This window comes from Salinivibrio sp. VYel1, from assembly GCF_009377945.1.
GTDB classification, from domain to species: Bacteria; Pseudomonadota; Gammaproteobacteria; order Enterobacterales; family Vibrionaceae; genus Salinivibrio; species Salinivibrio siamensis.
In genome coordinates, this window is the sequence record NZ_RSAM01000001.1 from 194693 (window position 1) to 212410 (window position 17718).

Consider the following 17718-nt stretch of genomic DNA (forward strand, 5'->3'; position numbering starts at 1 on the left):
TCACTTTCTGCCATGCCGAGATCACATTGCGTTAAAAAAAACCGTTGAATTCAAGCGCGAACCGATAAACTGGCTTGTGAACACGCTTGCGCCATTGCGCACCACAAGCAAGCACTCATCAAACCAACGGAGGGCATCATGGCCGGTATCGATCAACTCCTCAAGCCAAAGTCCATCGCGGTGGTGGGCGCCTCTGATCACAGTGGTCGTGCAGGCTACGTTGTTACACGCAATTTGCAATCCGGCGGCTTCCAAGGCCCTATCATGCCCGTGACACCCAAGTACCAAGCGGTCGCCGGTATCTTGGCCTACAAAACAGTGGCAGGTCTCCCCTTGGTGCCTGATTTGGCCATCCTCTGTACGCGTGGCGAGATCACGCCTCCTCTTATTGAGCAGCTTGGCGAGCGCGGGGTAAAGCTCGTGATTGTGCTAGCAGCGGGAATGCGGGGGCAATTAAATGCTGAGGGGGTAAGTCAGTACGATGCTATGCAACAGATTGCGGCGAAATATACCATGCGGGTGCTCGGTCCCAATAGCCTTGGCATGATCTTACCTTGGCTCAATCTCAATGCGTCGTTTGCGCCAGTACCCGCCAATAAAGGCAATATTGCCTTTGTGTCTCAATCAGCCGCCGTTTGTACCACCATCTTAGATTGGGCGCGGAACAAACGCATCGGCTTTTCCACCTTTATCTCGCTCGGTGAAGCGAGCGATATCGACTTCCCAGAGTTACTCGATTTTCTTTGTCGCGACAGTAAAACCGACGCCATTTTGCTGTATGTCGACTCTATACGCGACGCGCGCCGATTTATATCAGCTGCTCGTGCCGCTGCCCGTAATCGACGAATTCTCGTGCTTAAAAGTGGCCGCACACGAGGTGGCTCTGTTGCACTCGAGCAGCTCAGTCATACCAACATTGGCTTAGATGCCGCTTATGATGCGGCTATTCGCCGCTCGGGGATGCTACGTGTCAACAATACCCACGAGCTTTTTGCCGCTGTTGAAACGCTTTCTCACTCGGTACCACTTCGCGGAGAACGCCTTGCGATTATTACCAATGGGGGGGGGCCGGCGGTGATGGCCGTCGATACGCTCATGGATGCCGGTGGCAAACTGGCCACGCTCAGCGAGCAGACGCTCGACGCATTGCACCAGGTCCTTCCCAAAAGTTGGTCGCAAACTAACCCCATTGACATTGTTGGTGACGCCGACATGCAAAGATATCAAGCGGTGATTGATATCGTACTAAACAGTGACGATGCCGATGCTGTGCTCATCATGCACTCTCCTTCTGTCACCGCACCAGGACTGGCAACCGCTAAGGCCATAATCCATTCACTCAAAGAAAACCGGCGCGCGCGTCGATTCAATATTCTGACCAACTGGCAAGGCGAAGGCGATGATGCCACGGTCGCGCGTCTCGCTTTTACCCACGCCGGGTTCCCGACCTATCGCACACCCGAAAGCGCCGTCACCGCCTACATGCACCTTGTAGAATACAGACGCAATCAAAAGCAATTAATGGAAACGCCCACATCAACCGGGAGTATGGACTACGACTTGCCCGCCGCTCGCGCCTTTATCGATCAAGCAGAAGATATCGAGCATTTGACCTTAACCACCCATGAAGTCCGTCCCTTGCTCGAAGCCTATGGCATGCAAGTGATATCGACATGGCTCGCCACCGATTCCGTCGAGGCGGCACAAATTGCCGAGCAATTCGGCTATCCTGTGGCGGTAAAACTCCGCTCCCCAGATATTCGCCATAAATCCGATGTACAAGGCGTGATGCTCAATCTACGCACCGGCGCCGAAGTCGCAAATGCCGCCCAAGCAATTGTTGATCGCGTCGCGGTCACATTTCCAGAGGCTCGAATTCAAGGCTTACTTGTTCAATCCATGGCTTCCCGCGCTGGCGCGCAAGAATTGCGGGTCACCATCAGCAACGATCCCGTATTTGGTACCATTATTCTGCTGGGTGAGGGAGGCTCGGATTGGGATGTGACCAAAGATGCCGCCGTTGCGATCCCGCCATTAAACATGGCATTGGCACGTTATCTGGTCATTGGCGCGATAAAGAGCGGCAAAATCAAACAACGTGGTTTTCCGATCTCCATTGATATTGCCAGTTTGTGTCGCTTTTTAGTGACCCTGTCACAGATGATCATTGATTGCCCCGAAATTGATGAACTCGATATTCATCCTTTATTGGTGTCTGGCAATGAGCTGACTATTTTGGATGCATCCCTACGATTGCGCAATTACGCAGGTAGTCAACAAAAGCGGTTAGCGATACGCCCCTACCCGAAAGAGCTTGAGCAGTCTATCCAGCTCAAAAACGGGCAGACCATTCTACTGCGCCCCATCCTCCCCGAAGACGAGCCGACGCACAAAGCCTTCGTAGAAAAAGTGTCCGAAGAAGATTTGTATCGTCGTTTTTTTTCTGACGTCGGCGAGCTCAACCATGAAGCGCTCGCTAATTTAACCCAAATTGATTATGACCGTGAAATGGCACTCGTGGCTACTTGTCATCTTGCGTCTGGCGAAGAAGAGATTTGGGGGGTAGCACGCTTGCTGGCTGACCCACAAAACACCGACGCTGAGTTTGCCGTGCTCGTGCGCTCCGACCTAAAAGGAGTGGGGTTAGGTCGCGTGCTCATGCAAGCGATCATCGATTATGGTCGTCAAGCGGGGTTGTCGCGGATCACCGGGATGACCATGCCCAATAACCGTGGGATGATCGCATTGGCACAAAAATGTGGTTTTAGTATTGATGTGCAAATGGAAGATGGCATTGTCGATATGCAACTGTCTTTGCACCCAAACCCGCCGATTAACGATTAAGAGCGTCTCGGCGGTCTTCGACTGTGTTCGTACGCCGTGCGATCGGACTCACTGATCGCGGCTAAAGACGAGCGAGCGTCCCCCTATTTCATCGACTTGTCAGCAATAGGCATATCCCCAGCTTGTAAGTAGGGTTCAAGTAGCTTGGGAAGCTGGCGTACTAACCATGACTTAGCATTGCCCATTCGGTTGCGTTTCCACGCCAGCCCGAGCGTTAACTCGAATGGCTCTCCGCCTTTTAAACGTTTCAAACGACCCGTATTAAGGTCATCTTGTATCCAGAACCAAGGTAAGGTACCGATCCCTTGTCCGTTTAAGATGGCTGCGTACTTATCGTGCATTGAGCTGACAGTAAGCCGTGGTTGGTCTTCTAACACATTGAAGGTTTTAGGTTGCATACCTCGCGCGGTATCCGCCACCGCCACCCCGCGATATTTGGCACGCACATCAGGCTCTACGGGACGCGCTTCTTTGTGAATAGGATGGTCGGGCGCTGCCACCCAGTAGGCACTCATATCGCCCAAAGGCTGAACTTTGATGCCCTGCGGCACTGTGTCGGGAATGGGTGCCACCAACACATCGGTGCGGTCTTGAGCTAGCGCTTCCCAACATCCTGCCAATATTTGTTCCGACAGCTTAAGGCGTGTATTACTTTTTTTCGCCAAGCGCTCAATCAAGGGAAAGAAGAAATGGCTTTTAAATAACCCGTCATACGCTAAGCAAATTTCTAATTCCCAACCATGCGCCAGAGAAGCGGCGTCGGCCACCATTTCATCTGCTGCGTTCAACAGCATGCGCCCGCGTTCAACTAATAAATACCCGGCATCGGTGAAGGTTGCACGATGCCCTGAACGGTCAAAGATGACTAAACCGAGCTCGTCTTCCAACTTCTGAACCTGATAGCTCAGCGATGATGGCGCACGATTCAATGATTCAGCTGCCGCGGCAAAACTTCCTTTTCTCTCAATGGCATCAAGCACTTGCAAAGCTTCAAATGATAGCATGACGGTCTCTTAGTCGTTGCCCATTAGGGGCGAGATAACTCATGTTAAACACTATATCAGGGTTTGGCTCACCGCCATATCGCAAATCTGGCGCTAACATGCGCTCGCTTAAATGCAATAAATCAGGCATATAGCACAAAACCATCACGGGTTTGGTTTCCTTTTTAGTGAAGGTGTCATACTGTAAAACAGAGGTGACGATGAGACTAGACCGAATTGAAATAGCAGGCTTTCGTGGTATCAATCGCCTGTCACTGCAAGTAGATGAGCTGACCGTTTTAATCGGTGAAAATGCATGGGGAAAATCGTCTCTGCTTGATGCGCTAGAAATTGCATTGCACCCAAGTGGCGATAAACCCCAGTTTAAACGGTCGGACTTTCACGTTGACCATGTCTTAGGTGTCTTGCCTGAACAACAGTTTCAAATCATCCTTCGCTGGCAAGAGAGCTTCCCCGGTGAGCATAAAGCGCGCCGCTATCGTCGTTTTAAACCCGTTTGGAATGGGAACAACGCGGGGTGTCGAACCCTTGATTATTGCTTAAGCGCCACCATCCAAGAAAGTAAAGTCGCGGTACGGAGAGAGTTTTTATCCTCACAAGGCGATATTATTGAGCAAGCAGACAGCGACGCGCTCGCCAGCCACCTAATGCAAATTCACCCAGTTGTTCGTGTGCGTGATGCCAGACGCATGCGCGTGCCAGGGCAAGCAGTGACAAAAGATAACACCCGCCTTGAGCAGCGGCTAGACAACACCTATCGCCGCCTGTTGATGATGCCCGGCCATGTGAATAAAGGCGAGATAAAAAGTGGCCTGCATGCCATGCGTCAATTGCTCGATCACTATTTTGCCGCCTACGAGCATGACCGCGATCCTTATCCCATTCATGCCCCGGGCGCATTAGCCATCACTCATAACCAAATGCACCCGCTCGAAGCGGTGGCCGCCAATACCTCTAATCAAAGTCGGCTCGTGCTCATGGGCTTATTGAGTGCATTTGTCCGGGCGCGCGGGCCAAAACAGCTCAAACGTAATGCGCGGCCAGTGATGTTATTTGAAGATCCAGAAGGGCGACTTCATCCAACCTTACTGAATCAAGCGTGGCGCTTGATTCAGTTGATGCCGATGCAAAAGTTGCTCACCACAAACAGCGGTGACTTGCTCGCGGGCGTACAACTGGATCATATTCGCCGACTGGTGCGACACCCCACTGAAACGCATAGCCACCAAGTACCGCCTCACCTTCTTAGCAAAGACGAGCGCCGCCGCGTGACCTTCCATGTCCGTTTTCACCGACCCAGTGCGCTATTTGCACGCTGCTGGTTGCTGGTGGAAGGAGAAACGGAGATATGGCTGTTTAACGAGCTAGCGCGATTGCAAGGTTATGACTTAGCTGCAGAGGGTGTACACCTTATCGAGTTTGCCCAAAGTGGATTACGCCCGCTTATCAAGGCGGCAAAAGCATTAGGTATTGAATGGCATTTGGTGGCGGATGGTGATATGGCTGGTAAGAAGTACGCTGCGACGGCGCGCGGGCAAATAGAGCATCAACCAGAGGGCGCGCGTTTAACCGTGCTGCCTGATAGAGATATTGAGCACTACTTGTACAACAACGGCTATGAGCCTTTGTTTCGCGACATGGCCGGCGTCACCAGTCAACAGCCCCACATGAATGACAAACGTATTATCGCCAAAGCCTTAAAACGCTATGCCAAGCCTGACGCCGCGTTGGCGATCATCGCCTATACCGAGAATGAGTTAAAAGCCCCCATTCCCAAGCTGCTGCGCTGGATTATTCAACGCGCAATCGGATTGGCCAGAGGTGTTGGTTAACGCCTCTGACTCGTCCTATTCGCGAACTATTGCTCCACCCGCTCAAAAAACAGCGTGACTTTGCCTACTTCAATCCCCCACTTGCGCATTGAGGTAACGTTAAAAAGGCGATCTTGGTCTTGCCGAAACATCCAGTCATCAAAGTGAATCTGATATTCGCTATCGCCGACGGGAACCACTAAATCATAACGCCAATTAAGCGCATTGCCCGCCACAACACCTGTTGCTGTCCCGACGATATCGCCCGCCGTCCCCGTGTAAGTGCCATCAGAGTGACGTTTAATCGTCCAAACCCGGGTTTGCGTTTCGCCATCAGCATACACAAAGGATTCATCCAGTGTCAGTGTGTCGCCTTCTACCACACCGTCGATATCGACAACGAAGCGTCGGGTTTGCTCGCCGGTAAAATCTTGTACCATGCCCCACGCTTTTGTTTGTCCCTCAAAGTACTCAAACAAGTTAAAGTCTGGCTTGCGCCCTTGATAGTCTTCAATGTCGGCAGAGCACGCCGCCAATAGCAAAGCACTCACCAATACCGTCAGAATTTTGCCTATCGTCTGCGTCACTTGTCTCATGGCGTTTCTCCTAATAATGCTCGACGATGATCTGGATAGTCAGTGTCTTCTGATAACCAGATTGCGAGAAAGGCATCTGCCAATTCGATGTCCTTGACCGTCAAGGTCTTTTCCCAGTCTTTCCCTTTTGGCTGAGCGTAAAAAACGCCCTTTTGCGCGTGGCGAACAAACGCAAGACGATCGCCCTCTGTTATCTCTCCCCATGCATTGTCCAGCGCTTGTTGCCAACGCGTTCGTTGTGCTTCCGAAAAGCCCAAGTGCTCCCATTGATCGTTTGTTGCTTTCATCAGTCGTTGGTCACTGATATCGCGCGCGTAGGTAATCACTAAAGCATGAGGCGCTTGCGCTTGATAACGCCCGGTCGGTGAGCGCAGTGATGACTGATATATCGTCCACCAACCCCAAGTTAGCGTCGCTTCGCCAACTTGTGGCCAGCTTTGCCATGTCATTGAAGACGAGGTCGCCCCCATGGTGGCGTAAGGCGTTGCGAGCGCGAGCATTAATACAAGGTGTTTCACCCACTTATTCATGGCTCTCTCCTTGTCGCGACAGAACGGACATCTAACTGGTGTTGCAGCCATTGCATCAGATTAATCAGGATGATGCTGTAGACTAACCAAGTGCCAATCAGCACCGCGCCAGTGAGCCATATGGACTCTGGGAAGCTTAAAACCCCTAAACGCTCTCCTGCCCAGTAACTGCTTGCGCCACCCAAACTGCCCAGCGCCGCCATAAACCAAAATGCGCGTGCGAGGATAAGCTCACGCATTAACCACGCAAAGCTGCAAAATCCTAGCCAGAGTAATAGTAGCCACAACGGCATCACAACGTACTCGGTATCAACCGCTAACCACTGTGTGTGGAGTAATAAGCTATCTCCAATCAACCCAACAGGCGTAAGCACGGCAATGGCCCACATCACGCTGCGGTCATAAAGGATCGCGCCTAGTAGCATCGCGACCATTAACCACTGAAAGCTTGGCGGGCCAAGCGCCGCCGAAAACCAGTAAACATTGAACAATAAAGAGATAACGACAAAGCGCACAGATTATGCCTCTCGCCAAGCAGGACGGCTTAGGAGTAGCTGGACCGCACTGATCGTACGTTCCTTAAAGCCGCCCTCACAATAACAAAAGTAATAGCGCCACAAACGTGCAAAACGATCGTCATAGCCGTAATCGCGCAGTACCTCCGTCTGCTGATTGAAGCGTGTGTGCCAATCAGCCAAGGTTTGTGCGTAATCCAAGCCGATGTCTTTTAGGTCTCTGATCACAAAATCAGTTTGAGCGGTGAGGTGAGACAACAATACGCTCACTGAGGGTAAAAACCCTCCGGGGAAAATATGCTTTTGGATAAAGTCGACGTTACGGCTGTAATGCTCGTAGCGCTGATCAGCAATGGTGATCGCTTGAATGGCCATTAAACCACTGGGCTTAAGCAATGACTGACATTGACGGACAAAGGTATCTAGATACTCTTTCCCCACCGCTTCAATCATTTCAATCGATACCAGCTTATCGTATTCGCCGGTCAGATCGCGGTAGTCTTTTTGTAGCAGCGTGATCTTATCTTCCAGCCCTTCTCGCTCGACACAGGCTTTTGCCCAAGCATATTGCTCTTGTGAAATCGTGGTGGTGGTCACGCGGCAGCCGTAATGCTTAGCCGCGTAGACCGCCATTCCTCCCCAGCCAGTGCCAATCTCGAGCAAATGATCGTTAGAGGTCAGCGCCAGCTGTCGGCAGAGCCGGTCCATCTTTTCCACTTGGGCCTGCTCTAGGGTCATTTCTTTGTCAGTGTAAATAGCACTGGAATACAGCATTTGCTCATCAAGAAAATGACGGTACAAGTCGTTGCCGAGGTCATAATGCGCTGCGATATTGCGGCGCGCGGTCTCTTTTTCATTGCGATTGCGCCAGTGAGCAAGCTTGTTCCCTAGTCCCACCAGCCAGCCAGTGTGCTTTTCAATTCTGTCGATAGCAGGAAGGTTGCGAGCAAATACGCGAATAACGTCGGTCAAGTTCGGTGATTCCCACCAACCATCGATGTAAGCCTCGGCCGCCGCAATGCTACCGCCGGTTAAAATCCGGGTGTAAAAACGTGGGTCGTGTACCAGCACGGATGCATGTAATTGTGCCTGAGGATCACCACACTGTAAGGTTTGGCCCTGCTCATCAACCAGAGAAATACACGCTTCATCAACATGTGCTAGCAGGGTATAAACCAACTGTTTAGCGTAGTGCTCTTTACGTGTCAGTGTGCGTTGACTCTGAGGTACGTCCGTTGCAGACATAATTACTCCTTCTTCGCACTCGGGTGCGGATAAAACGGTGCGCCCTTTATCCAAAGTTTGAGCGCTTGCCAATAAATACCAATGACAACTTTTACTGTTTCCATCGGCGTCCGGATCAATAACTTACTCAGTGTTTTTGATGTAAATGGACGTCGCTGCAGTCCAAGTGTGGCGTCGAATTCTTTCTGTTGTCGGTGAGCCTCGAGGTGCAAGTGAACCCGCGTACCTAAAGGGCGAAGACGCCAGTGATAACGTTGCTTAATGGGATTAAACGGTGAGACATGAAACGCTTTGTCATGCTCATACCGCTGACCCGCAGGCACGGCATAATAATGCCGCTCTCCCCACGGGGTATTACTCACTTCGGCTAATAAATAACGCCAGTTATGGGCTTGGTCATAGAGGTAATAAAAGTTGGCCGGACTGAAATACACGCCCAAATAACGTAGCTGGCACAACGCATACACTTTCCCCTCAATGCGCTCGCCCGTCAGTTCCTGAACCTTATCGATGCATGCCGCTTTGGTGTCGGCTTGTCCATTCAAATAATCGCGATGATCAAAGGCAGCTAACCCCCACTTACCCAAGCGAAACCCTTTGACCTGTGATGCCAACAAACTAAGCTCATCAAGATCAATCACAGGCATAAACACCGAGTAATTGAACGTGTGTTTTATCGGGCTAAAACGCCGATGCCGCACTTGCCCGACATATAAACCGCTATTTAGTGCTGAAACCGACTCACTCACGAATTAATCCCCTCCACGACATCAAGCGCACTCCGCACACCATCCTCGTGAAAGCCGTTATACCAATAGGCGCCACAGAACCAGCTGCGTTGCTGGCCATTAACCCGATGGCGCTGCTGCTGTGCGGCAACACTGTCGGTATTAAACACGGGGTGAGCATAGACAAATTGCTTAAGAATTTTACTCGGCTCGATCCTGTCGGTTTGATTTAACGTCACGCAAAATGTCTCAGGCGCCTGAATTGACTGCAATATATTCATATTGTAGGTCAAAGCCGCTGGTTCTGTGTCTATTTTGTCTGACAAAGGTAAATGATAATTCCAACTCGCCCACGCGCCTTGACGCTTAGGCAACAGCGACGTATCAGTGTGAAGCACAACCTCATTGTCTTGATAGGGAATCGCCCCAAGCACCTGTTGTTCCGCTTCACTGGGATCGGCCAGCATGGCCAAGGCTTGGTCACTGTGACACGCAAAAATCACCTGCTCAAACGCCTGCTCACCGGCTTCTGTCGTCACCCACACCGCATCAGGGGTCCGGCGGACCTTTGTCACGGGTGAATTCAGATGGATCTTATCCTCAAAAGCAGGCGTGAGCTTTTTAACGTACTCACGTGAGCCTCCGGGGATCACATACCATTGCGGCCGATTCGCGATATCCAACAAGCCGTGGTTTTGGAAAAAACGCAAAAAGAACGCCAAGGGGAAGCCACGCATATCCGACAAGGTAGATGACCAGATAGCCGCGCCCATGGGGAGAATATAGTTTTGACAAAAATAATCACTGAACCCATGTTGATTGAGAAAATCGCCTAGGGTATTAAGTGCGCCTTGCCGCTCCGCTTCACCCGTTTCATGTGCGTCGCGCGCGAGGCGGTTGAATCGCATGATCTCCGCCAAAAAGCGGTAGAAGCGTACATTGATGACATTACGCTTCTGCGCAAATAACGAGGAAAGGCTATGCCCGTTATACTCCAGTCCATTCGCATCATTGCGAACACTAAAGCTCATCTGAGAAGGTTGACGACCTACACCAATTTCATTGAGTAAACGTTCATAATTTGGGTATGTGCGATCGTTAAAAACGATAAACCCGGTATCAATCGCGTACTGTCCACTGGCGACGTCGACATCGACCGTGGCCGTGTGGCCCCCCAAATAATCATTCGCTTCAAACAAGGTGATGTCATGCTGTTTATTGAGATAATGAGCACACGTCAAACCGGCAATGCCTGAGCCGATGATGGCAATTTTCATGATTTAGTTCCTTGTCATACGTCGTGCGAGAGCTCGCTGCCAGGACATAGGCAATAGCGCGAGAAACTTGAGAATAAAGGTAAATTTTCGCGGAAAATGTATTTCCGTTTTTCCTTTTGCTAATCCTTGTTGAATCGCCGCCGATGCTTGCTCCACCGTGATGCGCATTGGCATCGCAAAGTCGTTTTGGTCTGTCAGTGGTGTCTTTACAAACCCTGGCGAAATAAGTGACACCGTCACTCCTTGTTGCGCCAGATCTGCCGATAAGGTGTTGGCTATGTAGCTAATCGCCGCCTTCGATCCGCCGTATGCCTCCGCACGTGGCAGCGGCATGTAACTGGCCGACGAGCCGACAATGGCAAGATGCGTACTGTGGGTGAACCGACTCTGTAGCGCTTCAATACAGTGGAGGACGCCGAAGACATTGATCTCAAAAACGCGTTTAAACAGCGCCACATCGACTTTGCCATGGTCGATATATTCACACGTCCCAGCATTTAGAATAATTAAATCGGGAAAGACGCTTAGGTTACTCAGCGCTTGATGCGTTTGTTCGCCATCCGTGGCATCAAACGCCAATGCATCTAATGATGCGTGATCGCGAGCCATAGTGTTGAGCTTGTCTTGATTTCGCCCACAGGCCGTTACCTGCCAACCTTGACGTGCATAGTCTCTTGCCAATTGCTCACCAATTCCCGACGTGGCGCCGGTGATCAATACGTTTTTCATTGTCCTAGCCTCGTTTTGATATGTTTGAGCAGGCGACCTATCACAGGCAGCGCCTCGTACAGCATTTCACCTAAGTCGAAGTAATCACGATGGCGAATGATTTTGCCGTCATAAAAACGTAAGTGAGAGCAGCCCTGAACTTGTCGCGTTTTCCCCCCATCCAACTTGGGATGCGTTAACATCATGGTCCAGGTCACAAAGGCATCGTCTCCGTCTACCGCGGTCGTGTGTATATGAAATTGACAATCGGTAACGTTTTCGTACAGCAGCGAAAAATACTGGATAAACGCTTCTAAGCCGGTTATCTCATGCGCTGGGTCGACAAACACAATCTTGGGGTGATAAATCGTCGCCAGTGATGACAAGTTATCTTTATTAAGCGCTTGATAGGTCGTCACAAATTGCGACACACCGACATGGGTTGGGGAGCGAGTCATGGTGTTTGCTCCTGAGGCTGATTCTTCGCCGCTTCAAAAATAGCCAGCGCCTTTTTGCGCTGAGTGGCGTGATCCACCACCGGACGCGGATAATCTAGCGTCTGGGCGTAGTGATCTGCCCATTGCCAAGGCTGGTGAATATGCTTGCCCGGCACCTGTTTAAGCGCCGGTAGCCAGCGACGAATAAAGCGCCCATCACTATCAAACCGCTCTCCCTGTGTGGTCGGATTAAAGATCCGAAAGTAAGGTTGAGCATCGGTCCCTACCGACGCAGACCATTGCCAGCCCCCGTTGTTAGAGGCAAAATCGCCATCAATCAGCTTGGACATGAAGTAATCTTCTCCCAAGCGCCAATCGATAAGTAGATCTTTGGTCAAAAAGCTGGCCACAATCATTCTCAACCGGTTATGCATCCAGCCCGTTTGATTAAGCTGGTGCATGGCCGCATCAATAATGGGAAAGCCCGTTTTGCCCGCCTTCCACGCCTCAAACAATGTAAGGTCGTTATCCCATACCACTGACTCGCCCCAAGCTAAAAAGCTATACTTTTTGCTGATTGCCGGATTTTGCGCACTCACTTCCTGATAGAAATCACGCCAAATAAGTTCCGAAAGCCAGGTGGCTGCCCCTGTATCGGGCTCGCGCCAATCGGCATGCTCTTCTTGTAAACGTGCTAAGCATTGACGTGGGGATAACGCGCCAATGGCTAAATAAGGAGAAAGTTGACTGGTGGCATCAACAGCGGGAAAGTCACGCTGTCTTTTATAATCAGCCACTTGCTCGCGGCAGTAACGACGCATGTGCGCGAGGATCCCTTTCTCATCGGACGCCCAGTCGGAGACATCCTCTGTCGGATAATCAAAGTGAATCGGTTTAAGCTGTGAAAAGATCGCGTCGACGGCCGAATTTATCTCGCGTTTAGGTGGCTTTTGGCGCGGTGAGGCATCCATGCCGTCTAAGGCACGTAAGCAAGCCTTTTTAAAGGGAGTAAACACCTTATACGGTTCACCTTTTCCCGATTTTATGGTACCCGGTGCAAACAAATTGCGGTCATCATAGGCATACCACGCGATGCCTTTGTCCGCCAACGCCACGCGCGCCTGTTCATCACGCTTGCTTTCATTGAGCTCGTACTCCTTGTTAGCAAATACCGCTGTTGCACCAATGCGGTGGGCATAGTCAGCCACTTTTTCCGCCGATTGAGAAAAATCAGCCGCACGTTCAACCACCAACGGAATGTTTTGCGCGCGAAGCTCTTCACGTAACGCCTCTAGCCGTGCTTTGATAAGGCCCGCTTGTTTGGGGGCAAGATGGTGCGATGCCCACTGTTCCGGTGTCTCAATAAATATCCCGACCACAGGATCGGACGCTTCGCTGGCTGCGCTCAAAGCACGGTTATCCAGCCCACGTAAATCGCGCCGAAACCAGACTAGATGCATAACGTTTTGTTCTCCTTAAGTTCTTCGAGCTCGTCACCGTGTACGGAGCGGATAAAAGCTTGGCTCACAACGTCAATATCATCTTGAGCAAGGCAATGGCGTACTTGATTGATTTGGGCGCGATCGAGACGACGATTAGCCATTAAGGCCAATGTTGTCACCCCCTGCTCGCGCATCACCTCAACCACCAAATTCAATTGCTGATGCGGACTGGATAACATTGTGACACTGTAACCCTTCTCGTTGAGTGCCATCGCCATAAGCACGCGTTGATATTCGCTGGTTACCGTTAATGAGACAAGCCAGCATCGAGACTGGGCATGTCGTTTGGCATTCGCCGCCAGCGCCGTTCTGCATCGGTCAATCACGGCGCTTTGCCACAGGTCGCGCTGCAATACACGAACCGCTTCATCCTCGTCACCTAACCATTGGTCGATCGGTGTAAAGGCATGTTCAACTAACCAATAAAAGGGGTACTCTTTTAAAATCATATCCAGGGCTTTCCCAAGCCGTTTGACTGAGAATGTATGAATACAGTCAATCAGCTCTTGTGCCACGCTGTCGTCTTCCGCCTCGGCCGACGCGGGACTGTGAGCAAGAAGAGGTTTGACCTTGCTAATCGGCACGCCTTTGTCTAACCACTGGAGAATATGAGCGATAGTCTCTACATCTTCTTGGCGATAAAGCCGATGTCCCTTGGCCGTTCGCTCAGGCGCAAGCAATCCATAACGTCGCTGCCAAGCACGCAGTGTGACAGGGTTAACCCCGGTTTGATCCGCGACCTGACTGATGGTCAGAGTGTGAGTCGTGTTAAAGGCCATAGCGAAGCCTCAGCGCATCAGGATAAGGCTTGAGATAGGCTTGGTTAGCTAAGTACGCATCAGGGTGATTATGTAGGTGATGCGAAATCAACGTCAGCGGCGCCAGTAAAGGCATGGTGCCCTGACGATACGCATGAATAAGGTTCGCTAACTCAGCTTTTTGGCTTTTATCAAGGTTGTTTTTAAAATAGCCTTGCAGGTGCATCAGCACGTTGGTGTGTTTTTTACGCGTCGCACGAATGGCGATGGCTTGCATAAACGCGGTGCGGTACTGTTCAAAAAAACGATCAAGGTCATAATGGCCGATGTTGGCCATAAATCGCCCAAGCTCACGGTACTTTTCAGGTGAGTGCGCCATCAGCACCAACTTATAGCGTGAGTGGAAATCGACAAGAGCTTTCTTGGTCACCCCTTGCTCGACACTCTGGTAAAGATCATCAAGCGCAAATAGCCGAAAAACAAAGTTCTCTTTGAGGATAGGATCGTTAAGCCGGCCGTCTTCTTCAACAGGTAGCCATGGCATACGCGCCATCAGTGCCTGAGTGTAAAGCCCTACCCCGGAAATATCTGAGGCGTAACCATTCTCGCGGTAGACTTTCACCCGCTCCATGCCACAGGTCGGTGACTTGGCACAGACAATGTAGCCACGCAGTGCTTTGTGAGCGAGCTCTTCCGCTTTCTGTTCACTGAACGCTATCATTTTCTCGGTGTAGTCTTTTTGCTGATCTTTGGTTTCTACCAACCTCACTGATAGGTCGCCTTTATCGACTAACCGAATAGCGGGGCGCGGCACGGGGAGTCCAATCCCGACTTCAGGGCACACTGGCACGAAGTCGACATACGGTGCCAACTCTTTGGTGACAAATGGGCTACGCTTATGACCACTGTCAAATCGTACTTTTTCGCCAATAACACAGGCGCTAACACCTACAGGGAATGACATGTCTCACCTCTACACTGACCGCGCAGCATTGGCTGCGGAGTTGTACATTTATAATATGTTGTACAACTAAGAGTAGAAGATAGATCAAAATTGTACAAAAAAAATTATTTGTACAAGTAAGTGCCCTGTCGCATCCACGTCAGTTACTGGGTTAACGCCGAGATTTTGTTGGCAGCAAGCGGCCGACTACTGTCTCAGTATTGATACGCGCAATCCCCCATTCTTAGCACTACACTGGAACTATCTGGTTGTCACCATAATCCTTACGCGCAGGCCCTATGCCTTTATCAACATTCAATGATCACAACGAGGATCCACTCACACTTGCCAGGCGGTCGGCACAGCCTCGTGGCCGTGCGTTCATTTTCATCGCGCTCGTCTGTTTTGGTGTGCTCGTCGCGACGTTTTTGTTGTATCAGGCTGCCCAGTCACAACAAGCGCAACGCACTGAAAAGCTTCTCAATGTGGAAGTTCAAGCCTTGGCCAGCGCCGTCGAACGCAGCATTAATACCCAACTCACACGGCTTAGTTCATTAGCCAGTAACATCGAGTTGGATGTGCCCTCGACCTTCTCGACATGGCAAGCTTTGGTGCAACAAACCCAACAAGACAGTGCCTATATTTCATCATTGTTTTGGGCGGACAGTCGAAAGGAAATAAGTTGGCAAACACACGCAGATACCAGCCATAATAAACCGCGTTTTTCATTTGACGTAGTGGGCGAGCCAGAGGGCCAGCTTGAAACGGATCAGCACGATCTCACCCGTTGGCGAATTGCTTACCCGATTTACAGTCATAGCCGCGCCGCGCCAAGTTACTATCTTGGCGCAGTCGTTAATCTTGACGCGCTTGTTGACGAAATTGCGTCCGACTATCTGAATAAACATCAACACCTCACCATGACCCGCTGGGCAAACGACACCGTGTTGCTTGGTGACACCATCTCGCCGTTTGCCGCGGTTGGGTCGGCACCTTTAACCTTAGCAGGCACACAACCCGCTATGCAGCTCGCGCTTTGGCAAGAACCAGGCGCCAGTCAATTTATCTCATTACCCATTCTGATTTATATCGCCGGCATGCTTGTGGCTCTTTTATTAGGCGTCGCGTTGTATTTGGCTGAGGTGAATTTGATGTCTCGCCGGGCGGCGCAGACCACGATTGACTATTTAAAGAATGAAATAGAGCAACGCAAAGACGTCGAGCAACAGCTACATTTTATCGCGAATCACGACGCCTTGACGTACCTGCCCAACCGTCATGCCCTCACTCGCTATATTCAGCAGCGTGTACATGAATCTAACGCGCACCCCCACGATCTGGCGTTAATCTGTGTAGACATTGATAATTTGAAAGAGATCAATGATTTGTACGGGCAAGCGGTGCATGACCAGCTTTTAGTTGAATTGGCACAACGTCTACAACGCGTGAGGCAAACCGATGACTATATTGCCAAAATCAGCGACGACCAATTCGCGATTGTCGGCAGCGAGCTTTCACCGCTAAAAGCGGAGATTTACGCGAAAAAAATCCGAAAAGCCATTGAGCAGCCCTTCTTCCACGACGCAGAGGAGATTATTGTGACCTGTGCCGTCGGCATTAGTTATCGCTACGATGCCTCCATGCCCGCTCAGGAACTGTTGCGTCACGCAGACACCGCGGCGCATCGCGCTCGTCAACTCTCTCATCACAGAGTCGTGGTGTTCCAAATGGCAATGCGAGACCACCTGCATCAGAAAAAGGATACCGAGTACGCCATCCGCAAAGCGATTCAAGGTAACGAGTTGAGCTTACATTTTCAGCCGCAAATCGATCTAAAAGATCACAGCATTGCGGGGATTGAAGCCCTGGTACGCTGGCAAGATACAGAGGGCGCGGTGATTTCGCCTGATACCATCGTCCGTACCGCAGAAGACACAGGGCTTATGCGGCAGTTAGGCACTTGGGTAGTCAATGAGGCATTAGAGACCTATGCAACCTTGCTAGCGCAGCACTGTGCCCCCCCATTTATCGCGATAAATATCTCTGGGCATGAATTCCAAGACAGCTTCCTTGCTGATACCATTCTACGCGCCATTGAACGCCATCAAGTCCCGCCCGAACGTGTGCAAATTGAACTGACAGAACAAGTTTTCATTGAGAACCTTAGCCAAAACCAACATACCTTACACACACTCGCGGCAGCAGGTGTTTCTTTGGCGATTGACGATTTTGGCACCGGATACTCATCTCTGGCCTATCTTAAGCATTTCCCGGTGGACACCGTCAAAATCGATCGCAGTTTTGTCGCCGATCTGCCTCACTGCAAAGACGACATCGTGATTTGCCAAGCCGTCATTAACATGGCGCAATTGCTGAAATTAAAAGTGGTCGCAGAAGGTGTGGAACGTGAAGATCAACGTGACTTTTTGTTTGACCTGGGGTGCCGCTATGCGCAGGGGCACCTTTATTACCCCTCAATGAATATCCATCAGTTGACTGCGCTCCTCACGCAGTCACAACCCATCACTCGCTTATTTAATTAATCACCACCATTGTCACGCACACAACAAAAGCGTGCACATAGCGCTTCCTTACGCTGCTTCGGCCATTGCTTTATTTGCCATTCGCGCTGCATCGCCGTTCGCTTTTCCATCGGTTGCGATTGCCACGCCAGTGACAGCGGTCCTTTCCCTCGTAGCGCACGTGCACCTTTACCCTGGCGATGTTGTATCAACCGGCGGCTAACATCCGTTGTTACGCCACAGTAAAGCTGCCCTTGGCGCGTTCGAATCAAATAAACAAACCAAGGCGTATCCATAG

At 50.9% G+C, this 17718-nt stretch carries 16 protein-coding genes; 3 read left to right on the forward strand and 13 right to left on the reverse strand.

All coding sequences use genetic code 11. From position 1 onward, the window contains the following. The first annotated feature begins 138 nt into the window (after positions 1–138). Positions 139–2844, forward strand: coding sequence for a bifunctional acetate--CoA ligase family protein/GNAT family N-acetyltransferase (locus EHW58_RS00860; RefSeq protein WP_152794036.1), 2706 nt, complete (start codon positions 139–141; stop codon positions 2842–2844). Positions 2845–2927: 83 nt separating this feature from the next. Here the strand turns inward: EHW58_RS00860 and EHW58_RS00865 are convergent, their stop codons facing one another. Then, a complete protein-coding gene (locus EHW58_RS00865; protein WP_046075835.1) occupies positions 2928–3848 on the reverse strand; it encodes a LysR family transcriptional regulator in 921 nt (306 codons plus the stop codon). 200 nt (positions 3849–4048) lie between these two features. Here EHW58_RS00865 and EHW58_RS00870 point away from each other — a divergent pair, with 200 nt between their 5' ends. Further along, complete coding sequence (locus tag EHW58_RS00870) at positions 4049–5680, forward strand: DUF2813 domain-containing protein (protein WP_077667965.1); 1632 nt, start codon at positions 4049–4051, stop codon at positions 5678–5680. A gap of 26 nt (positions 5681–5706) precedes the next feature. On the opposite strand, the gene EHW58_RS00875 is transcribed toward EHW58_RS00870, so the two are convergent. Genes EHW58_RS00875 through EHW58_RS00925 form a run of 11 tightly spaced genes read right to left on the reverse strand, consistent with a single transcriptional unit; the run spans position 5707 to position 14919 of the window. Further along, positions 5707–6255 carry a DUF3833 domain-containing protein gene (locus tag EHW58_RS00875; RefSeq protein WP_152794038.1) on the reverse strand — a complete coding sequence of 183 codons (549 nt, stop codon included), beginning with the start codon at positions 6253–6255 and terminating at the stop codon, positions 5707–5709. Continuing rightward, positions 6252–6785: a chalcone isomerase family protein gene (locus EHW58_RS00880; RefSeq protein ID WP_227986258.1), complete on the reverse strand. Its 534-nt coding sequence runs from the start codon at positions 6783–6785 to the stop codon at positions 6252–6254. Before EHW58_RS00880 ends, EHW58_RS00875 begins: the two co-directional genes overlap by 4 nt. Next, positions 6782–7300 (reverse strand): DUF2878 family protein, encoded by a 519-nt coding sequence (locus tag EHW58_RS00885; RefSeq protein WP_152794040.1) that lies wholly within the window; start codon positions 7298–7300, stop codon positions 6782–6784. The genes EHW58_RS00880 and EHW58_RS00885 overlap by 4 nt, the downstream gene beginning before the upstream one ends. Positions 7301–7303: 3 nt before the next feature. Beyond that, positions 7304–8545 (reverse strand): cyclopropane-fatty-acyl-phospholipid synthase family protein, encoded by a 1242-nt coding sequence (locus EHW58_RS00890; RefSeq protein WP_077606600.1) that lies wholly within the window; start codon positions 8543–8545, stop codon positions 7304–7306. Between the two features lie 2 nt (positions 8546–8547). Further along, positions 8548–9294: a DUF1365 domain-containing protein gene (locus EHW58_RS00895; protein WP_046075831.1), complete on the reverse strand. Its 747-nt coding sequence runs from the start codon at positions 9292–9294 to the stop codon at positions 8548–8550. Next, positions 9291–10550, reverse strand: coding sequence for an NAD(P)/FAD-dependent oxidoreductase (locus EHW58_RS00900; protein WP_152794042.1), 1260 nt, complete (start codon positions 10548–10550; stop codon positions 9291–9293). The genes EHW58_RS00895 and EHW58_RS00900 overlap by 4 nt, the downstream gene beginning before the upstream one ends. Positions 10551–10553: 3 nt before the next feature. Then, positions 10554–11279 (reverse strand): SDR family NAD(P)-dependent oxidoreductase, encoded by a 726-nt coding sequence (locus EHW58_RS00905; RefSeq protein ID WP_152794045.1) that lies wholly within the window; start codon positions 11277–11279, stop codon positions 10554–10556. Beyond that, the gene (locus EHW58_RS00910) at positions 11276–11716 is read right to left on the reverse strand and encodes a nuclear transport factor 2 family protein (RefSeq protein WP_046075828.1); all 441 of its coding nucleotides are present in this window, start codon (positions 11714–11716) and stop codon (positions 11276–11278) included. Before EHW58_RS00910 ends, EHW58_RS00905 begins: the two co-directional genes overlap by 4 nt. Continuing rightward, the gene (phrB, locus tag EHW58_RS00915; protein ID WP_152794047.1) at positions 11713–13155 is read right to left on the reverse strand and encodes a deoxyribodipyrimidine photo-lyase; all 1443 of its coding nucleotides are present in this window, start codon (positions 13153–13155) and stop codon (positions 11713–11715) included. Before phrB ends, EHW58_RS00910 begins: the two co-directional genes overlap by 4 nt. After that, positions 13146–13976: a MerR family transcriptional regulator gene (locus EHW58_RS00920; RefSeq protein WP_152794050.1), complete on the reverse strand. Its 831-nt coding sequence runs from the start codon at positions 13974–13976 to the stop codon at positions 13146–13148. The genes phrB and EHW58_RS00920 overlap by 10 nt, the downstream gene beginning before the upstream one ends. Beyond that, positions 13966–14919 carry a DUF523 and DUF1722 domain-containing protein gene (locus EHW58_RS00925; protein ID WP_152794052.1) on the reverse strand — a complete coding sequence of 318 codons (954 nt, stop codon included), beginning with the start codon at positions 14917–14919 and terminating at the stop codon, positions 13966–13968. Before EHW58_RS00925 ends, EHW58_RS00920 begins: the two co-directional genes overlap by 11 nt. 278 nt (positions 14920–15197) lie before the next feature. Here EHW58_RS00925 and EHW58_RS00930 point away from each other — a divergent pair, with 278 nt between their 5' ends. Continuing rightward, positions 15198–17441: a bifunctional diguanylate cyclase/phosphodiesterase gene (locus EHW58_RS00930; RefSeq protein ID WP_152794055.1), complete on the forward strand. Its 2244-nt coding sequence runs from the start codon at positions 15198–15200 to the stop codon at positions 17439–17441. Here EHW58_RS00930 and EHW58_RS00935 read toward each other — a convergent pair. Next, complete coding sequence (locus tag EHW58_RS00935; protein ID WP_152794057.1) at positions 17438–17716, reverse strand: GIY-YIG nuclease family protein; 279 nt, start codon at positions 17714–17716, stop codon at positions 17438–17440. The two genes, EHW58_RS00930 and EHW58_RS00935, sit on opposite strands and share 4 nt — an antisense overlap. Between the last annotated feature and the right edge of the window lie 2 nt (positions 17717–17718).